Source organism: Pseudomonas sp. PGPR N4, from assembly GCF_059693665.1.
This window is the reverse complement of sequence record NZ_JCAUKV010000001.1, coordinates 704,179-722,734: the sequence shown is the minus strand read 5'-3', so window position 1 is coordinate 722,734 and position 18,556 is coordinate 704,179. Positions and strand designations below refer to the sequence as shown.

Annotated in this window: 15 protein-coding genes and 1 pseudogene; 4 read left to right on the top strand and 12 right to left on the bottom strand. The window is 53.7% G+C overall.

Going from position 1 to position 18,556, the window contains the following annotated elements; all coding sequences use genetic code 11:
* The first annotated feature begins 158 nt into the window (after positions 1–158).
* Positions 159–260 carry a hypothetical protein gene (locus tag AC58X1_RS03210; RefSeq protein ID WP_401181086.1) on the top strand — a complete coding sequence of 34 codons (102 nt, stop codon included), beginning with the start codon at positions 159–161 and terminating at the stop codon, positions 258–260.
* A 69-nt stretch (positions 261–329) separates the two neighbouring features.
* Here the strand turns inward: AC58X1_RS03210 and AC58X1_RS03205 are convergent, their stop codons facing one another.
* Entirely contained in the window at positions 330–884 is a 555-nt protein-coding gene (locus AC58X1_RS03205; protein ID WP_497428322.1) for a hypothetical protein, read from the bottom strand.
* A 1,516-nt stretch (positions 885–2,400) separates the two neighbouring features.
* Here AC58X1_RS03205 and AC58X1_RS03200 point away from each other — a divergent pair.
* Complete coding sequence (locus AC58X1_RS03200) at positions 2,401–3,708, top strand: tyrosine-type recombinase/integrase (protein ID WP_497428321.1); 1,308 nt, start codon at positions 2,401–2,403, stop codon at positions 3,706–3,708.
* 450 nt (positions 3,709–4,158) lie between these two features.
* On the opposite strand, the gene AC58X1_RS03195 is transcribed toward AC58X1_RS03200, so the two are convergent.
* From AC58X1_RS03195 to AC58X1_RS03170, 6 genes are all read right to left on the bottom strand, one after another.
* Positions 4,159–4,920, bottom strand: coding sequence for a hypothetical protein (locus AC58X1_RS03195; RefSeq protein WP_497428320.1), 762 nt, complete (start codon positions 4,918–4,920; stop codon positions 4,159–4,161).
* Complete coding sequence (locus AC58X1_RS03190; RefSeq protein WP_497428319.1) at positions 4,869–5,405, bottom strand: hypothetical protein; 537 nt, start codon at positions 5,403–5,405, stop codon at positions 4,869–4,871. Before AC58X1_RS03190 ends, AC58X1_RS03195 begins: the two co-directional genes overlap by 52 nt.
* A 78-nt stretch (positions 5,406–5,483) precedes the next feature.
* The gene (locus tag AC58X1_RS03185) at positions 5,484–5,861 is read right to left on the bottom strand and encodes a DUF2513 domain-containing protein (RefSeq protein ID WP_497428318.1); all 378 of its coding nucleotides are present in this window, start codon (positions 5,859–5,861) and stop codon (positions 5,484–5,486) included.
* Between the two features lie 842 nt (positions 5,862–6,703).
* A complete protein-coding gene (locus AC58X1_RS03180) occupies positions 6,704–7,387 on the bottom strand; it encodes a metallophosphoesterase family protein (RefSeq protein ID WP_497428317.1) in 684 nt (227 codons plus the stop codon).
* A gap of 59 nt (positions 7,388–7,446) precedes the next feature.
* Positions 7,447–7,665 (bottom strand): hypothetical protein, encoded by a 219-nt coding sequence (locus tag AC58X1_RS03175; protein WP_411563135.1) that lies wholly within the window; start codon positions 7,663–7,665, stop codon positions 7,447–7,449.
* 95 nt (positions 7,666–7,760) lie between these two features.
* The gene (locus AC58X1_RS03170; RefSeq protein ID WP_497428316.1) at positions 7,761–7,991 is read right to left on the bottom strand and encodes a hypothetical protein; all 231 of its coding nucleotides are present in this window, start codon (positions 7,989–7,991) and stop codon (positions 7,761–7,763) included.
* Between the two features lie 340 nt (positions 7,992–8,331).
* On the opposite strand from AC58X1_RS03170, the gene AC58X1_RS03165 reads away from it, so the two are divergent.
* Complete coding sequence (locus tag AC58X1_RS03165; protein WP_105641280.1) at positions 8,332–8,550, top strand: hypothetical protein; 219 nt, start codon at positions 8,332–8,334, stop codon at positions 8,548–8,550.
* A 36-nt stretch (positions 8,551–8,586) separates the two neighbouring features.
* On the opposite strand, the gene AC58X1_RS03160 is transcribed toward AC58X1_RS03165, so the two are convergent.
* Positions 8,587–8,904, bottom strand: coding sequence for a hypothetical protein (locus AC58X1_RS03160; protein WP_411563137.1), 318 nt, complete (start codon positions 8,902–8,904; stop codon positions 8,587–8,589).
* A gap of 520 nt (positions 8,905–9,424) precedes the next feature.
* On the opposite strand from AC58X1_RS03160, the gene AC58X1_RS03155 reads away from it, so the two are divergent.
* Positions 9,425–9,844 (top strand): hypothetical protein, encoded by a 420-nt coding sequence (locus AC58X1_RS03155; protein ID WP_497428315.1) that lies wholly within the window; start codon positions 9,425–9,427, stop codon positions 9,842–9,844.
* Between the two features lie 359 nt (positions 9,845–10,203).
* Here AC58X1_RS03155 and AC58X1_RS03150 read toward each other — a convergent pair whose 3' ends face one another.
* From AC58X1_RS03150 to AC58X1_RS03135, 4 genes and pseudogenes are all read right to left on the bottom strand, one after another.
* Positions 10,204–12,396, bottom strand: coding sequence for a hypothetical protein (locus AC58X1_RS03150; RefSeq protein ID WP_497428314.1), 2,193 nt, complete (start codon positions 12,394–12,396; stop codon positions 10,204–10,206).
* Positions 12,396–13,559, bottom strand: coding sequence for a hypothetical protein (locus tag AC58X1_RS03145; protein ID WP_497428313.1), 1,164 nt, complete (start codon positions 13,557–13,559; stop codon positions 12,396–12,398). The genes AC58X1_RS03150 and AC58X1_RS03145 overlap by 1 nt, the downstream gene beginning before the upstream one ends.
* A complete protein-coding gene (locus tag AC58X1_RS03140) occupies positions 13,556–13,993 on the bottom strand; it encodes a pyrophosphatase (protein WP_411563141.1) in 438 nt (145 codons plus the stop codon). Before AC58X1_RS03140 ends, AC58X1_RS03145 begins: the two co-directional genes overlap by 4 nt.
* Positions 13,994–14,456: 463 nt before the next feature.
* A pseudogene (locus AC58X1_RS03135) lies at positions 14,457–18,401 on the bottom strand (YobI family P-loop NTPase).
* Between the last annotated feature and the right edge of the window lie 155 nt (positions 18,402–18,556).

The following is an 18,556-nucleotide window of genomic DNA, read 5'->3' as shown; positions in this document are numbered from 1 at the left end:
CAGCAATATTATTCGAAGGCAATGAACGGAGTGCCGCCGATCAATACCACGTCGCTTACGTCTCGCGTGCTTTCGGGGTTCGGCAGGAATGTTGCTTTGGGAGGTGTATATTCGGACACCGATAGCACTGTGGTTCGCAACGTGCCGTTTTTGGACAGATTCCGGGGCTGAAATGGTTGTTCAACAGCACGTCGACTGTGAAGTCTGAAACCGAGCTAGTTTTGTTGCTTACGCCGCGATTGGTAGATACCCCAATATAACTACACTAAATGACTATTTAGCATAGTTATATGATTTAGCTATTAGAGTGGAGTAGGGCAGACCTAAACTTAAGAGGATTTTCCGGCCTTTATGAGAGCCTGGAAAGCTTCTGCAGTGGCTTGTTCCGCCTCTTTGATTTGGTTGAGAACCGCCATAAGGTGCTGGGAAATTTCTTCTTCTAACGCCGAGTCTGGTAGATCAGCTAGCAGGCTGGACATCTTTTTTAGGCGGTTCACTTGTGAGAATGCATTCGCAAGCCTGTTGTTGACTGTCTCGCTGAAGATGTCAGCTTTATCTAAGAATTGAGATGGTAGATCGATGGTGATTTTCGACGCTTGAGCAGCCAAATATTTTCGGGCGCTTTCATCATTTCGCACGTCCAGTAAGTATGTTTGGTCGCTATCAGAAGGCACCTCATAGCATCTGAATTTTGCGATTTCTATCTGGGTAGCTCCAACCGGTGTTGTCATGATCTGAGCTAGGAGCTTCGCGCTTGCGGCCCGTTCACGTTTTCTTTGAGCCTTGTCAAAGCTCCAGATAATAAGTGCGATGATTGCAGCAGCAGCCGTTGCGACAGCAGCCACAGCGTCCCAGTCGATTTTCCATTCTGTGCAAAGCCACATGCAATTTCTCCGTCAATTGGTGAGGCAACGTTTGTCGGGCGGCATTCAAGCACGCAGTGATCTCAGCATCGCCAAGCTGAAAGCAGGAGGCGCCGTCAGGCTTCAAATCTGACCACCAGAGCCCCCCAACTCCGTATAGGAATGTTCGCATAATGTATATTATGTTAAATCAGGTGCTATGTCAGATATGTTCATAAGTGTCGTTTCCTCTACTATTTGGACACTCGTTGTAACCGTTGCGAATCACGGACACTCCTGCCCCTTAAACCCCCGCAACCCCCAGCCCATAGGGCCTCCAGCCTCTCGGGGTTGCTTCCGAACGCCAGCAAACCTCAGAAATGCGGACACTTCTACCTCTGAGCACCTTCCGCAAACCCTTGAATCCATTGGGCCTCGTCAAAAAACGCTCGTTTGAACCGTTGCTCCGGTTTTCTGCGCTATCAGGACACTCGAGTAATCAACGGGATTTACAGAACCACCCCTGTAAGCGAGTCAATCCAACGCCTCCAGGGTTTTTTGCACCTAATGCGGACACCTTCCTGCGAACACGGCGAACCCCATAATCAGGACACTTTCCGTATTTTCAACGCTCAACGAGCCACAGTTCTCATCTGAAATACACGCACCCTGTGGCCCCTAAAGCCCCGCAGCACCAAGCAGACAAACGCTCAAAGCCACGCGCTCCGGGCCTCACAGGAGTGCCCTCGATGTCGATCCTGGAATTCAGCTCCCTGGAAACCCCCTAGTAGCAAAGCTTTCGCACAGCTGATCCACGAACGACGCTCCGAGCCGTTTTCCTGCGAACGCGACGATAATGCGGACACTTTCCAAAGCCCGCCCTGAGCAACCACCAGGCGGAATCCCCACTTCTGCTGCCTTCGGTGTTATGTGCAGTCAATGCGGACACTTTCCGAAATCGACCTGCACGACAATAATGCGGACACTTTCGTATGAGTAAGCTTTAAATGTGGACACTTTCGGGAGCCAAATGGATATTGGGGTGAGTAAGCGTATTTATACTTATATTGCCACTTCACGCCAGTGACTAAAGAGCCTTAAAGAGGCTTCCTCATCCTACAAACAATATAAAGGAAATTCGCCTAGCTCCTTAGGTCTCGCACCCGAAGGTGGCGCCTGAAGCGAAAATAACAATATTCTTATAAACCGAAATTTATCTGAGCGACAAGGCATTACCAATGCCTAACGCTGCCAGATGCAAATTGCTCATATATGACGCGGCCAGGCAGATCCACAACTCCGAATATCGCTTAATGCGTTTCATGTCATATGTCAAGCAAGCATGATGGTCACTGACGGATGGAGTGGATGGGCGAAAAATTTGCCGAGGTTGCGGCCGGCCAAACTTGGCGCTACTATCCGGCAATTCCCATTAACTATGGCCAGTCGATTGAAGTGAGTGATTGAAGCGGGCGGTGCAGGAGGTGAAAACTTCCTAAAACAGCCAGATTAGGAAGTTTCAATTGCTGACGTCGACCGGCCTTTTACGGTATGTAAGATGACCTGCAATCCCCGGCCCATATTTGAATCTCATAGTGATTTCGTTGATCAAGATTTCACTGTAGGCCGGCCATCGATCGCCAGCGTAGCGCGATTCTTGGAAGGCTTTGCTCCCGAACTCAAAGCCATCCCAGGGTTCCTGGCCATAAGGGGCTATCTGAGGTGTTATGCCGACAACGCGCTCACATACAGCACGTACCGAGGCCACGTTGAGCGGCTATTTCTCTGGGCGCTGATCGTCCGCCAGAAGCCTGTGCACGAGTTGAAACGGCTTGATGCTGAAGCGTATCTTGAGTTTTGCAAGCAACCGCCAGCCGCTTGGGTTGGGCCAATCATTCGTAATAGATTCATTTCAGAAAATGCTTTAAGTAGTGCTGGTCAGCCACCGGGCCTGGAATTAGCGGCCAACCCAAAATGGAAGCCTTTCACACTGCGCGCCCCGAAACAAAATCGCAGCCTAAGTGAAAGTGTTCGAGATAATTCGTCGGCCGACTATCACTCATCAATCGGTAGCATGAGCAATGTATTTAAGATTGCAAACGGCTTTTATGAATATCTAGTGGAAGAAGAAATCGCTAGTTCGAATCCGTTTCGGAAGGTTACTAAGAAGGGGCAGTACAGTTCATCTCAGCTAGAATCCAGCACTTCTCGGGCGTTAACCCCTTTGCAATGGGATTATGTGATCGATACTGCAGAATCCATGGCCGCTGCTGACCCAAGGAAACATGAGCGCACCCTATTTGTGCTCGTTACAATGTTCAGCATGTACTTGCGCATATCGGACATCGTAGGGCGTACCAACTGGCAGCCCACCATGGGGGACTTTCGTCTAGACGCTGATGGAAACTGGTGGTTCCATGTTGTGGGTAAGGGCAACAAGTCCGCAAAAATTGCAGTGCGGGATGAGTATGTAACGAAGTATCTCACAAGGTACCGTACTTTCTTTGGACTGAGTCCATTGCCTACTTATCAGGAGAAAACTCCACTCCTGAAAACGCTGAGCGGTCGCCCAGGCCTCTCGGATCGACAGGTGCGCGCCCTCCTCCAAACCGTTTTTGATCAAGCGCTCGTCAGAATGCGTGAAGAAGGACGTGAGCCTTATGAAATGGACAGCCTGCGCGTAGCATCATCGCACTGGCTACGTCATACCTCGGCGACCTTTGATGCGCCGTTCAGAAACGCGAAGGATCTCCAGTACGACCTGAGGCATTCCAACCTGGCGACTACCCAGAACACTTACTACCACTCACATGATCAAGAGCGAGCGCGGTCGGTCAAGCACTTAGGAACGCGAGACAGAGGCTAAGGGACAAAGTGCTCATGTGAAAGCGCCATGTTGGGTTTCGATGCGGAGGTCGCAGCGTTGGGGTTTGAACCCTTCGACCCGGTGCACATACTGTCTGCGCCGATTTGGAAAGACCGCATGCGTGCAGCTTGGTGCGTAATCGGTGCGGCCGAGAGAACCAAAGCCCTGCAGCTTGATTACAAGAAGCTACATAATTACTGGCCCAATACAGATTTCTGTAGCTCGGACTGGGATGCCGAGGTCGAGCGATGGGTAGCTCAACTGGCTGCGTTCGATGTTAGCTGTGAATTTAATATTTGCTCGGCGGTGGGGAACCCTCCTCGGCCTCAATTGGAGCTCAGGATCTAATAGCTGTCCCCACGGCCCTGGGGCTGACAGGCCTGTAAGCAAGGAACCGGCCGGGAGCAGAATACTTGATTTTCAGACCGGCATCGCAACCGCTGCCTGAACCTACACAGTCACTTTGGTGATCAAAATTGCTGCTCCGTCCTGGACATAATCAAACGTCCAGTCAGCAAGGCCCTCGCATCCATGAGCGAGATAGTCTGGTGGTGTTGCTATTCTTGGATCAGTACCTACTGACAGTGCGGCAAGCCCTGCGCCCTGGGCCGATGGGAGTAAGCCGTTCCACCAGGAGATTCGAATAGCATGATTCTCACAGGCCAGCGAAAGCCGCATCAGCATATCCTCAAGCTTCGCCCCCCTGTTAAAGCCTTCCTGCATGGACTCGCGCACCCACTGACAGGATTGGTCGCTCGACTCATGCCAGGCGAGCACATACGCCCAACCGTTCTGCGTGGGAGCGGTAAAGAAAGTCAGTAAGTCGAGCGCCTCGGCCTCTGGCCCGAGATCCTGAAACTTGCGACCAAGAAAGTCATAATCAGGGAAAAGCAGCCCCGAGGCCTGCACCGAGCAAGGGGAGCTCGACCGAAAAACGATGAATCGAAACTCAGCGAAATTGCCTTGTGAGATCGCCGCATCGTAGATGAGCTTGTGTCGGTGAAGGTGTTGAAAACCAAATGCCTGCCCTTGAGCTGAGTTCACCAGCAATTGGCGGTTTGCCTGGGGTACGTCAGGGTGGTCGATCATCGCTGCTAGAGAGCGTGCGGCGTTTTCTTTGACGAAGTACTCACGACAAATGCTGCGGTACGCATAGAGAGCTATCTGTTCGTGATCGAATGCCAGTGGTCTGTCATCGATTGGTGCGAACAATCTATTGTCGTGGTGCTTGCACATACACGGAAGGTGGACACCTTGTTGATGCCCACTTTCTTCAGTTGAGGCTTACCCCCGGTGGATTTTAACGTGGTGAGATCGGCGGACAGCTGGTAGACATGACCTTGCTCTACGATCAGGTTGAGCTGGCCACCCTTCTGAATTGAGTGCGCGGAGATGATGGCGTCGCAGCGGGCCCCATTTTCGTAGTGAAGGCACCGCCCCCTGTTGCGCTGCTGCGCCATTGCTGTCTGATGCGCCTGAGTGAAGGACATGTCGTTCTCTATTGTGGTATGAACTGGAGTGGCGCTTGTTTCAGAATTGCGATCGCTGCTGAGGCTGTAGCCCTCATTCAAAGGCTTGGCGTGATCGTTCTGCGAATTATGAACCCAACGCATACGACCGCTATCACCTTCTGAAGGCATTGATTGAACAGCTCGACAGCCCAGGCGACGCTCCTCGTCTTCGCCTTTATGACTCATTGATCGAGGCTGCAGGATAAACTTCCTGTTGTGAGCCGTGGCCCACCGCTCGCAGTGCATGGCGGTGGCGTGGCACGATCAAAGGATATCTATTCCTAAACGATCCTTGAGCACCTGCTTTCCATAGGCTTTCCCGAGTTCAAGCATGATGGCCAGGCTTGCTCCTCCGGCTTTCTCAGCCCCAGCCTTGGTGAGGCGCCAGACCTCGTCGTCTCTTATGGTGTCTAGGTACTCATGGCCGCTGATAGTTAGACGCTTGGGTCTCCAGTCGAACCTGCTCATGGAGCTTAGATCTTGGGCTACAAGGAGCCCGGCCTCATCAAGCAGCATCACATGGTATGCGACCACTTCCGCTTTGTGACCTTCGCTAGAAACGTCAATCCAGGAGTGCGGTGATTTGTCACTCGCTTCGACTGCTAGCAAAACTTCTCGAACCAGTTCTTTGTTCAGTCTCATCGTGTTCCCTCTGTACGATCATCCTCATGAGCCGGTCTCGTCGAGCTCAAATGTCCGATAGGTTCGTGATTTCGGCGATATTCAGCCGTGACCAACTACAGCGGTAAGCGGCGGTTGGTCTAGCCTCCAGAGTGATCTCTTTCTGTATTCGCGAAGGGTTAAATTTCACGTCGACGGATTACGTAACAGCTTCCTTAGCGGCCGCTCGAGCAGTCTGAGGGAGTGCTCGGATCCTTCAGGAGGCTGTTTAGGACGGACTGCTCATGTGACCCGGAGTGCGAGTCAAGATAAACCAGATCCTGGCAGACTCCGTGGGCATTAGAAACGCCAAATACGAATTCGCAGCCTGTAGTGACGGCAAGCTCCTGCACAAAGGGGATCAGCCGGTTAGCCTGCGGGATACCATAGCCTTCCAAAGGGAGATTCAACCCTATGTCCCAATCGGGTAGCTCACTCTCCGAATGTCCCTCACCACCTTCGTGTTTCTGGTTCACAAGGAACGCGCCCTGTTTAGCCCACTCGCTAATGAGAGCACGGAAGGCAGCGACGAGCTCGGTCACAACAGCATCGTTCTCATTTCCATCTACGTACAGGTAAAACATCTGTTCGAGTATCCGTGTACTGTCAATGCTCTGATGATAGCGCCAGCAAACGTAAAAGATCAGGAAATGCCCCTTCCATTAACTCTGGTTTCCGTCCGAGAGCTACAGTGCATCACTCGTTGCGGCTTAGGTTTCCCGGGTGTGCGGGAAACTAAGGCTGGGGGATTAAACGCTCATGGAGTACGTGGGTTGGAGCGACATGAAATCTGGTTGCATAGCGCCAGCGCCGTTATCAACCCATCAAGTGATGATCGAGCCATCGATGGCCATGATGGATCTAAATGCTACCCCGTGTGCCTCAAACCCCAGCTTCGGCCACGCCCGTCGATAATCAAGCGAGTCATGATGGTGACCGTGCACGACCATCCTTGCCCCGATTGCCAGAGCTATTTCATCAATCTCTCTGTACCCATATGGGTGGCAGCTGGGAGCTTCGTGACAGACCAGAATATCCGCCTTCTCCATTGCGAGTGCGAAGTAGTCATCCGGGTAGATTGCTGACAGCGCGTGCTGCCTTTTCGTCACGAGTATGTCTGCGTGCTGTGGCCTTAGCGCCAGGTGCTCGAGGAAGTCCCCGTAATTCTGGATGCCGGTATCAGTGCTGCCTGGTAGCCAGACTTGCGACTCAAACGTGCCACCCAGCCCCGCTATACGATGGCCAGCAATCTCCACTACCCTGCCATGTAGGCTGCGATCAGCGAGGCCGCACCCATGGAGGTTATGCCAGTAGGCTGGACGATCGCTATCATGGTTGCCGTGAATGAACCAGATCTCTGTCTGCTCTAGGATCGGGCGCAGGATCATGTCCAGGGGCAAACTGCATTCTAGGTCACCCAGGAAGACCACTGCTTCGGGACGGTGAAGCTTCACCAGTCTGATCACATGATCAAAGCGCCCATGAACATCCCCCAGAAACCAAATCACTCGTTTCCCTCATGCAATCGTAGCCATTAATGATGCCGCACTGGCACAGTGAAGCCGCGCTAATGGAGCGACTCGCCCAAGGCACCGGCTTTATGAAGCTGGTAGTCGATCACAGTCTGATAGAGATGGTCTGCCTCAAGGCGCAGCCGTTCAGTTTCAGCTGGAGGTCGATTGTGAGCCACCGCATCGTTATAGGCTCGAATCGCTTCAAGCGCTTGCCTCAGCAGTGGCTCACCTGCTTCGGCCATACCCAAAAGTGTTCGCTTCAATTCAGACATCTCAGGTATTCCTCCATTGCTACCCGTGCAAGCGCCATCGCTAAAACCTGAAACTGAGGGAGCCACTGAGAGCGACTGATGGTTCAGCCTGAGAGTCACCACGGTGAAATCGACTGGATGATTTCGGTGATTTGCTTCCAGAAGCGAAGCAGCAAATACCCGCTGATGACAACGGCCACTGGGAATGCGATGTAAGCCACAACAGGGCTCACAAATCTGTCGTCGATGCCTAGCACGAGCATCGCTCCGAGACTCAGGATCATGCACGGTAAAAAAATGAACGCGAGTACTGTGAAAGCCACGCTCACCACATACATCAACTCCATGAACGTCCTGAACACCAGGTGTTGCTCCTCAAAATGCGTCATGTGCCGGCGACAAACCCGACCAGCACATCGGTTAACAGGATTTTATATCGACACCTGGCCCTGCGGGGATTCACGAGTTCGATTGAGCATCAGGTAGGATCTCGCAAAAAAACGTACCAGCCCTCCTAGGGGTATGCCCTCTGGCAGTCAGTCTGAGATACCTTCATTCCACCAGGTAGCCCCCACCAGCCAAGTCAGGGAGAGCGACCAGGGGCCACATGACACACCAAGGCGCCAGCTATACCGCGGGAAATCGTGATACAAGGTTTGCTGCCAACCTTACCAGGACACGCTAATCATGAAAGAGCTACGGACAGCCGCTGAAGTCCTTGAGCGCCTCAGCCATAACCAGGATGCGTTGCGCGCCGCCGTCGAAGAGCTCGCCAAGTGGGTTGGTGACCGAGGAGCAAGCAGTGTGGTCGAAAATGTGAATGGTGCACTGACGACCCTCGACGACAACATCGATGCCGTGCGGCAAGGCATCGCGGAACTAGTGGCGGCGAGCGTCAAGCAATAGGTGGGCTCAAAATCTGTGTCTCTGCGCATATGATCGCTACGGCTCGGGCAGTGAGCGGTACCACTCAGCGTAGGGCGTGTTAATAGCTTTGTAGCGGTTGTAGTCCGGACTCCCGTCGCTCCACCACACCGTGCCCCTCTCCCCTAGTGCCCTTTTCGCCTGGTCTACAGCCGCTCGAGCGTTACGCATTTGATCTGCATCATCCGATGCCTTCGCTTCTTTTACTGCTCGTCGCGCCTCCATCAGTACCTGCACCAGGTGCTGACGCTCCTCATCAGATAGCGCGGGATTGCTGCAGCGCCATAGCTGCCCTTTGACTACAAAGTAGCGACCGTCTGGTGTCTTATGGTGCATCAAGCAGATCTCGTGAGCTGATACTTCAAAGACACTACAGGCTACTCGCAAGCTGCACAGGAGTGATTCACGGATCGCTATATGGTGTTAATCGTCAATCAATAAGCGCTTAAAACCACGCCGACTCAATGAGCGAGATGGAGGTGATGAGTCGTCATGAGTCCTTTTGAGTACATTTGTACTCTTTCGCGATTCCGATCTCCAAGCACATGAAAACCTCGATTCATGACTAGGGCAAGCATGCAGGTGAGGCGCTTAGTTCGCGATCACGTATCGCGGTGAAACCAGACGCAGAAACTCCTGAGGGCTGGGCACGGCCTGCGGCACGGCTGTCGTGAACCAAGCCCGACTGCGTCTGGGTCTTGGCCCTCCGGGCTTCCATCCTCGTGCTTGCGCGCTCCGCTTGCCTCATGGCTTCGATTCAGGAATACCCGGGCAGACACCATGCGACGTGTTGCGGCGACGCTTGCTCCATGGGCATCATGAAATTAAACAACAATAAATAATAAAGGCAGCAACCATGAACTCCGCGATCACTACCGTTTTCGCCTTCATCCCGCAGCAGACTGGCGCCTCATACGCTCCGCAATCTAGTGAGAAACTGGACAGCCAAGTGGTATCGATTTTCCAGGCAATTGGCATTTCCTATTCGATCCTGGACAGAATGATTGCCCATGACGCCGGCTGTGCGAATGCAGCTGCAGAGTTCTTCGTTACAACGCTTATGAAGGACGGTTGGTCATGGAACACATCGAACCGGTTAGTGACAGAGACCGACTGGCAGCACCGGATGTATCGAGCATGGAGCGTTTTGAACGCCGAGAACCGCGGGATCGCAGCGGCGCTCGACTATGAGGTGTACCAAAACTATTGGCCAAATCTGGAGTTTTGCGCGGATGGGTTTCAAGGGAAGATGGAGCGTTGGATCGCCGGGGCTTGAAGGAGCCGCACGCTAGATCACTTGCTCAGTTACCTGCGACAAGGCGCTTTGGAGGATACGTGTCCCCTACTCTCTTGAGCGTTCAAGCCTCGGTCGAACAAGCTGATGACCGGGAATTTGCTCGATCCAGGTGATCACCCTTTCGATCACTGCTCGAGCCTGCGTAATGCTAGGAAAAAACTAAGTAATAGCTTAGATATTTAAGCCGACCGCCCAAAAATGCCCAAAAACTAAGGAAAACCTTAGTTTTTGGGGGAGTGTTCCCGTCACTGGCGGTCATACGGATAGGTGTAAACCAAGTTTTTGCACTGTAAACCACGACGGTTAACAGTATTGAAAATCGGTTTACACCCTCTTAGCTACCTTGCAGAGGCAGGGAACAGCGCCCGTTGGGTGAGCAGGAGCAACCCTAGGAGGCTGGAGGCCTTGTCCTTACGATTGTCGATAGCCTCCTCGAGCAGTGCCCGAGTGTCTTCCTGCGTAAGCTTCAGCGTACCGGTGGCCAGGGCGGCGGCAAACTCCAGGGCGGCATCGCCGTAAGTCCGCTCCCACCGGGCAAATACCTTGGCGATGAACTCTTTCATCAGCTTGCTCAGTTCAGGGCTTGCTGAGTAATCAAGCTCCGAAGGGAGGCACGCCCGGAGGAATGACGCTTGAAGGACGTTGTCGTTAAACCGGAGGAAGCACTCCGGTGATAACACCACGGACTCATACCCCGTCGGTTGCAGGCGCAGCTCATGATCTTCGTGCTCCCGAGCGAACTGCAGGACGGCAGCAATCGTAAAGAACACCGTGCTTTGCGGTACGTTTTCACAGTCCTTGCCCACATCGCTTGTGGCATCGAAGAACAGAAAACCGTCGGATAAGGCGAGCGCGTTGCCATCATGTTTTGGCAGGAAGCTGTGCTTGTGCTCCTCAATCAGCTCAGTGGCCTCATCAAGAGCCTGATGACGAACCTTGTCCGCGACTGCAGGCGTGAAGCCGACGTCATCGACCTGCCCGGCAGAGACAACCTTGGTCAACCGATTCCATGCGTTCTCTTTCCCATCATCTCCGATGGGTAAGCACAGCCAGTTAGAGAAGCCATACTCCCGGGGCGTGGGGTTCTTCATCAGGAAAGTCTTGAGGAGCGTCCAGGCTCTCGCGCTCTGTGGAATTCCGATCGGTGCAAGGAACCTGCGTGGCACGGTCGCGTCCATGTAGGCTCGCAGATCACGACTAATCTCCCTCAGAATACCGCCATCACGCGCAACCACTGTCGCGACCAGCACCCCGGAGACAGTTTCAAAGTCGACTTGATCAAGCTCGCTGTAAGGCACGCATCGGATTGACTTGGAAGCTCCCCATTTCTCGCTGAGCATCTCATGGGCCACTTCGCCGAGTTTCTTCGACCCGTCATCGTCGGCGTAGACGATCAGGTTGGTCGCCATAGAGACCGACCAGTCGATCTCAGCGGCCAGCCATTTCCTGAAGGCAGGGTCTGCCAGCAGCAGATCCGGATTGAGCGTCAACAGCTTGCTCGACCTGTTGAATCCATCAATTCCACCCATACCGAAGTACTTGTGGAATTTGGCCAGCCGCTTCGGGTCATGCTTCAAGGATATGGTGATCGACTTGGGTGGCTTGGATTTAGCCGAGAAGTTCTCCCCTATTATCTCAATCAGCGTGCAGCCTTCCTCCGCCTTGACCGGCAGCGGGTAGTCAACGTCGTCCAGGGCGACCAGCACGCCACCGAATCGTCCATCCGCCGTGCGATCGATCAGTGTGGCCACGCATTCACCTGTGAAACCCTGCTCACCCATCTGCTTGGCCATGCCGCCAGATGTGGAGGCTGATACCACACAGAAATACTCACCTGCCGGCGGGTAGATGGTCTTCAGCCGCTCGTAGGAGTGAAAGCTCATGACTTCGGCCTTGCTGTCCAAGCGAGCGAGCGCATTTTTCACGAATGGATAGATGCCCATGGTGTCGATGTAGACCTTGCCAGCCTGGCGCAGCCTGGCACCGTACTCGAGTGCAATTGCATAACCGACCACACACACCTCGGCCTCATCGCTCGCCAGTTCCCTGGTCTGGATGAACACGTTGTTTAGTGTGCCGGAGGGGTGCTTGAAGGAATGCGCGGACGGCGCTGCATGGATGACGTTGTTCTTCTCGATCAGCGTTCTCAAACCATCCCTCAGGAGAGCGCTCGGATCATGACGGTAGACAAGCTCTTTGCCGCCCAGCACATGAGGGTTGAAGCTTGCGCCATTCCATTCCAGGAACACGTATTCATGGACACATACGCGCGCGTTTTTCTCGCCACGCTTCAGGAGGTTGGCCAGGCGGTCTTGCTCATCAGCCCAACCGCTCTTGAACACGGATAACTGGTCAGACGTCCCCAGGATGTAGACGCAGTCTGGTAGATGCCGTTGGGCCTTCAGCGCTTCCTCGATATCAGTGAAAGCATGCTGAACCGAGAGCTCGGAATCGTTGTAGCAGACGACCAACGCTTCATGACTGCCACTGGAGTCGCTGACAGCAGACATCCATTGATAGAAACGCTCCATTACAAGCCCCTCAATGGAATCATGATGGTGACAACAGCCCCTGCAACAGGCGCCAAATCGGTGGTGTCCCAATCCCTGAAATCGTCATCAAGACGGTGCAAATCGTTTTCTTCGAACTGGTTGTAGATGCATAGCCGACCGGAGCGGATACGGATCAATCCGCCCACTTTGCGAAGCTCGTTCAGGATGGCAGGCAGGCCGACGCCCGCAGCGTCCAAAGTCTTGCTGGATTGGCGTGGCTGCAGACATCTGAGCAGGTAGTCTCGCTCTTCCTCGAGCGACATCTCTTGTACTGGCCTACCGCTAAATCTGGGGGCAAATCCCGGGCCTGAGTCAAAGAAGCTGATGTGCAATGCGCGTAGGCTGGTCTTGTCGTTGTCGGTGGTGGATGACTCTCGCTGCCAGTAACGGCGCAAGTCCTCACTGCCGTCGAAGTCTTCAGCGAAAACCTCATCCTCAAGTCGCTTCCAGCCGACCATGACCCCCTCAACATGGGCGAGATACGCTTGGCCCAAATGGTCTGAGGTCGCGTGTTCCTGGGTGTTGGATACAAGCTCAGTACAGAGCAGGCCCAAGCTTTCGAGGAGAGAGTCTGGAACACCGGTGCGCCCGCTCTGCTTGTTGACGAAGTCAATGAGTCTGCGCATTTCAGTTGTCATCTCGGACGCAGGCTTTACTTTTCCTTCAGCGCTAAAAAGCGGTCGCAGGTGGTGAACCTTCGATCCTGCTACACAGATTAGATCGACGACTCGGCCGCTGACGACGTCCTTGTATCTACCGGCGTCCATGGCCTGCATTCTTTCCACCGACTCCTGAAAGACCTCTCGGCGATTGAATGTCTGCTCACCGAGCCGGATACCCTTGGAAAGGCGCAAGGCTGCAATACCTGGCGAACAGTTAGCGAGGTTGCGCTGCAGCGCTTGAGCATCGGCCTGCGGGTTGAAATCCAGGTAGTCGCTCTGCAACTGCTGTCTAGCTAGGGTAACGATCAGTTGCAGGCGTGCGGCATCATGCATAGCACCATGACGCGCGCTGAGCATGTCTGCCGGAATGAGAAACCTCTCACCCGGGCTGTCGCAGATCTTGCGAATGGCCGCTTCGATGTCTTTGAGCGTACGCGTTTTACCGAGTTTGATAGGTTTCAAGCCTGTTTCTCCGATCAAGCGTCCGCTTTGTCCTCAGTGCCAAGAAGCAAGGTTTTGATCTTGGGCTCTGGCTTCCAGTAATTCGGGCCTTTGAGGAACTTCCCGTTCTCGTCGTAGATCGGTTTTCCGTCCGCTCCCAGTTTGCTTTCGTTGCTGTCCATGATGACGTCCAGGACGTCCTCCAGCGGCAACCCGTATTTCAGGGCCTCAGATCGGCAGTAAACAATCACGTCGCCCAGGAGATCGGCAATGGCAACCTTGACATCGATTTCGGCTTCCCCGTTCTCGATCTTCTCGACAATTTCATCGATCTCATGAACTTCAGCCATCAGTGTGGCTTTGAACTTCCTGAGCTTGTCCGCTGGATCGGCCAGAAGCGTGGGAGCGCTATTGATCGGCAGCTTATACATCTGATTCATGGCATGAATGCGGTCTTTGAAAGGCTTACTCATGAGTACTTCCTTCTCGATAAGTCAAAAAATGGCGAGTCCGCCTTGCCTAATGCAAAACCAAAACTACGGGGCTGAGCGTCTCGATGATGGGCCACAGTGAGTTGGGCTAGCCCCTTGTTGAGCACGGACACCGAGCAGGTACTGAGGGTGCGAGGTAAGGCGAGACTGGGTTTCGTGGCGAAACACTTAGTGTGCGGTAACAAGCGCATCGTATCCTCTACTCCATTAGCTCAACGGCCGATCAAGAACCCAAACTGCCAGCAGCACATTTCGCTTAGGGAGTCAGCCCTAATGATCAGGGTACACGGGATAGTCTCCAATCGCCTCTTCCCGAAGGGGCCAATCAGGCAATGATCGGCTACCAGTCACTGGAAGCCAGCACAGATGGTCACATTCACCACTTAGCAGGCCATCGAAGCGGTGGATGCTTGTTTCGCGTGAGCAGCTTCCTTCAATGATCAGGCTACAGCCATCCGTCCTCAGTCATTGACGATGGCCTGGTGGTTGCGATGATTACCTCGTCCTCTGGGGTCACCGTTGCCAGGTACCCCTCAGCTTTCATCGCGCCGACCAACCTCCGATTTGACTCAGTGTTTCTTACCTTGATCTTCTTGACCTTCGCGCTCACGGTTTTGAACTCTTCATCGTCGAGCAAAGCCAGAGCGGCTGCAACGTCCGGCCACTTCATCCCTGGGAGACATTGTGTCAGCATTTCAGAGCGATGCTCCGGGGTGAGGCTTGCGTTGCGAACCAGATGTCGCAGCACAGGCATCAGCGAGTCAGCAAACCTTTCGCCAACCTGGTTGGCCAGTGTAGATACACGGCCGAGCTCAGGAAGCGCTTCGGGTTTGCTTTCAATCCTCTCTAGGCTAAGCCCTGACCACATTTGAATCTTCTGTGTGAGTGGCAACGCTTTGCTTCTGCTCAGCGTGAGCATCGAGTCGAGCTGGAGTGAGCCGATATCGATATCTGCCTTTGCTAGATCCCACCGTTCAGCCAGGTACTGGCCTTCGAGGTGTGGGCAAGTCTTCAGTACGATATCCCTGACATCCGAGCTGTATGGCAGAAATGGTGAGGCGACCAGCATGATCCAGCGACCCGCAGGTAACGCTGCTTTGATCATCGATAGGTCTTGGAGCACGACGCCATCGAGCAATTTCTTGAGCACGTCATTACTGACATCGGTGGAGTTCAGAAGATACTCTTGCAGCGTCCAATCTGCGCTCGATGACTTCCACAGCTTGCCCTTGAGAGACGATGCGTTCCGAGCGATGAAGCCGGTGAATAGCGTTGCAGACTCCGCTCCCTTTTCATCGCCCGAAACGTGGCCGTCTGGTGCGATGATTTTGTCGTAATAAATCCATACGGCCTCTGCTTTGTCCGCCAAACGATCAATCTGAAGTGCTTTTGCCCAAAGGTGCTTCGGGGCGTCAGTGAGTGCCTGTAGGTCACATGTCGTGTGGTCGAAGAGCCTGTCTGCCAGGTCATCATTTGCGTCCAATTCTGCCAGTAGACTCGCCAATGATTCGCTTGACTCATCCAGGACAGCAGACTGATCCAGCAGCGCTGTAGCGAGCTCATCGGCGTGAGATAGCAGATAATAACCGAGTCCGTTGATGCCCAAAGCCTGCAGTCTACGCAGGGACACGATGCCCACATCTGCAGGTTCGGCTTTGGCGTCTTTAGAATCCTGTCCAGCTTCCGACTTTGCGCATATCAAAGATAGCATTGGCAGGTTCACCTTGATGCAGCCCCAGTCGATCAGCATTTCGAGCTCCGCAAGACTCATCACATGGCCAAGTGAGGCAAGCTGGATCGGGTAGTTTCTGAGCCATGCCCAGGCTCCGACATTGCTTTCTAGCCCTGGCATCAGTCGAGAAGCATCTTCCAGGCACTCGATCGTAGGAACCAGATTCGTCGAATCGTCATCGGTCAAGGTTTTGAAGTCGGACTCCGAAAGGTTATCCACGATTGCTTTGACTAGCGTTTGCCGGGCCTCGCTTCCTTCAAGCACACCGCCAGCATCCCCCGTGTCCCTAGCTTCGAAAAGTTTACGGAACAGTTTGGGTTCGAGCCGGTACACAGCATGAATAAATCCAGCCGCTTCTGTTCGGCTCAAAAGTTCGCCGACTGCGATGGCCATTCGTTCGGTGTGTTCGTTTAGGCCGCTCCTCAGTACATGCCTTAGCTGGACGTCTGCTGAGGCAGTTGCGGGCGAGGTTGGTCGGGCACTGAGACAGGCGATCAAATCGACGATGATCCCCCTACCCTCGTCAAGCTCGTCGCTCTTGAGCTTTTCAAGCACGGTATTTGGGCTATCGACATGCGTGGATACCTCGGGCAGCACGCCACGTCTCAGCGACAGGATCAGATCTTTATCACCAGGGGTCAGCGATCCCTGATAGAAGTAGCCTAGGTAGTCGGCGTAGTCGGCATCGAGAAAGCTATGCTGCATTAGATAGCTCACGACGTCCAAGCCGGGAAGATTGTTTCTTACGACGTCTCCATAACCTTTCTTGACCGCGGTCTTGAACGACATCCTGATGACCTGATCCGATTGCCTCTGCACCGCTGCGATTTCGTCCGCGATTGTGCTAAGTCGCCGCTCAAGCAAAGCATGGCGCCGCTCATAGGATGTAGCGGTGAGCAGCTCAGTCATTGAGACATTCCGAGAGGCGTAACTAGTCACCTGCCCATATTGCTGCTCGGCATCCGTTGTTAGGATCGTGGCGTTACTCTTCAGTAAGTCGAATACCTCGTCGGTTACGAATTGCTGCGGCGTGTAACGGGTACCACCGCCTCGGACATGAGTCGCGATTCTGGATTCGGTCAATCGAAGGAGCGTGAACCAAACGTAGGCCCTCAGCTCAGTGACATTGTTGGCCAGTTCGGAGACTCGCTCATCCCGCTCACCTCGCAAGTCATCAAGCCGCTTGGCGAAGGCGCTGTTCTGCTGGGTTTTCCAGGCATCGAGTCCCTTGATGACCCCATAGATCGACCCCCGCCGTTTGACCAGGTCTGCATACGCGCCGGGATGCAGATTTCGAATGGCGACAATCGCAAACAGCTTGTCTGGCTCTAGGCGTAAGCCGCTGGCAAGGATATTTGAGAACATATCGAATTCATTGACGATATTTTTCACCAGCCGGAGGTCATCGATTTAGTAACAGACCGTCTCCACCAGTCGACGGTCGAGGTGTTCGCCCAAGGGTTTCGATTTGAAGGTTCGAAGGTTCAGAAGCTCCATCATCTTTTCTTGGGAGTTTTCCGAGTTGATGACGGGGATCACTGGGACGATGAGGTCAAAAAACTTGGTTTTCTCGCCAACGACGAACATTTCATCGCGCAGCGCGTAAACGAAATAGACAGGTCGTTTCACCTGAGGTGATTGCTTGATGATGAAATTGATTTCCCGCAATCGGGTGAACACGTCATGAATCCCGAATCGGTCGAGATCCTCAATGATCACCACGTCAATGCTGCTTCGCTCAAAGCAGTAAATGATCTCATCGATATTTTTGTGCAGAACGGAGCCATGGTGAGTGGTCTCCAATTTGCCGCCTTTGAGTGTCAAACCATCAATGCTGAACAGCGAAAAGAGCCTCAGGCACGTGTGCAGCAGGTGTATGCAGCCTAACGCTGCGATCCCGACTGCGAGCGAACTCGGGATCCACAGCAACCATTCCAGGAGCCAGGCCGGTTCAATCTTCGGCAGCTTTTCTGCCACAGGAACGTAGAGCCTCAGCGCCGCTAAGATGAGGAGGCCATAGCAGAGTGTTTTCCACCAGATCTTCAGGCCTGAGGCCTGGTCGATCCTTTTAAGTCGGGTTTTGGGCAGTGTCTTTGCAGGGACGGCGTACAGCAGCTGCTGGACGATCGTCTCCTCGATCCGGGCAACGAGATCGGACTCAGCTTTATTTTCCTCGGGTGTAGATACCTGTCCTGCCTTGGCAGAGGACTCGGATGAGCGCGGAGACCCCGAGGCCACGTCGGTATCAGTGACAAGCTCGTACGCCCCAGAGATTTCGGTGTCCTTACCGAATGTGGCCAGCGAAACAAACGCATAGACAAATTCTGGGTGACGGTGGACAAAGGTACGAAGCACGCTGCTCTTCCCTGCCCCGTACTCACCAGTGATCGCAATGTTCCTGACCTGATCGTTCCTCAGGCCGTTTAGTAACTCGCGCTCATATCGCTGGATCTTTCTAGGCTCAATGAGTACAGGGGTAAGCGGCTCGAACAGATTTTCATGAGTAGGCGCGGCCAAGAACGCGTGTGCAGCGTTATAGGCGCTGACGGCCGCGCGTGGGTATCGCTTCAAGGCGGCTAGCTTGCGGCGAGTCTCAATGCTCCAGGCATTATAGGCATCTGATCCCCGGCGAAAGATGGCGGGCAAGCGAATGAACATCCGTGTCTCCAAGCAGGCTGGCGGCTACCAGGCATTCATCTGCCGAAGACTGAATGATCGATCTTGGGTCTGAGCGGGAAGGTGAACTTCCGGGAGCCTAATACGAGGGTTCGAATGATAGCTCACGGCCATCTTTGCCCGCGAACGCTTTATTC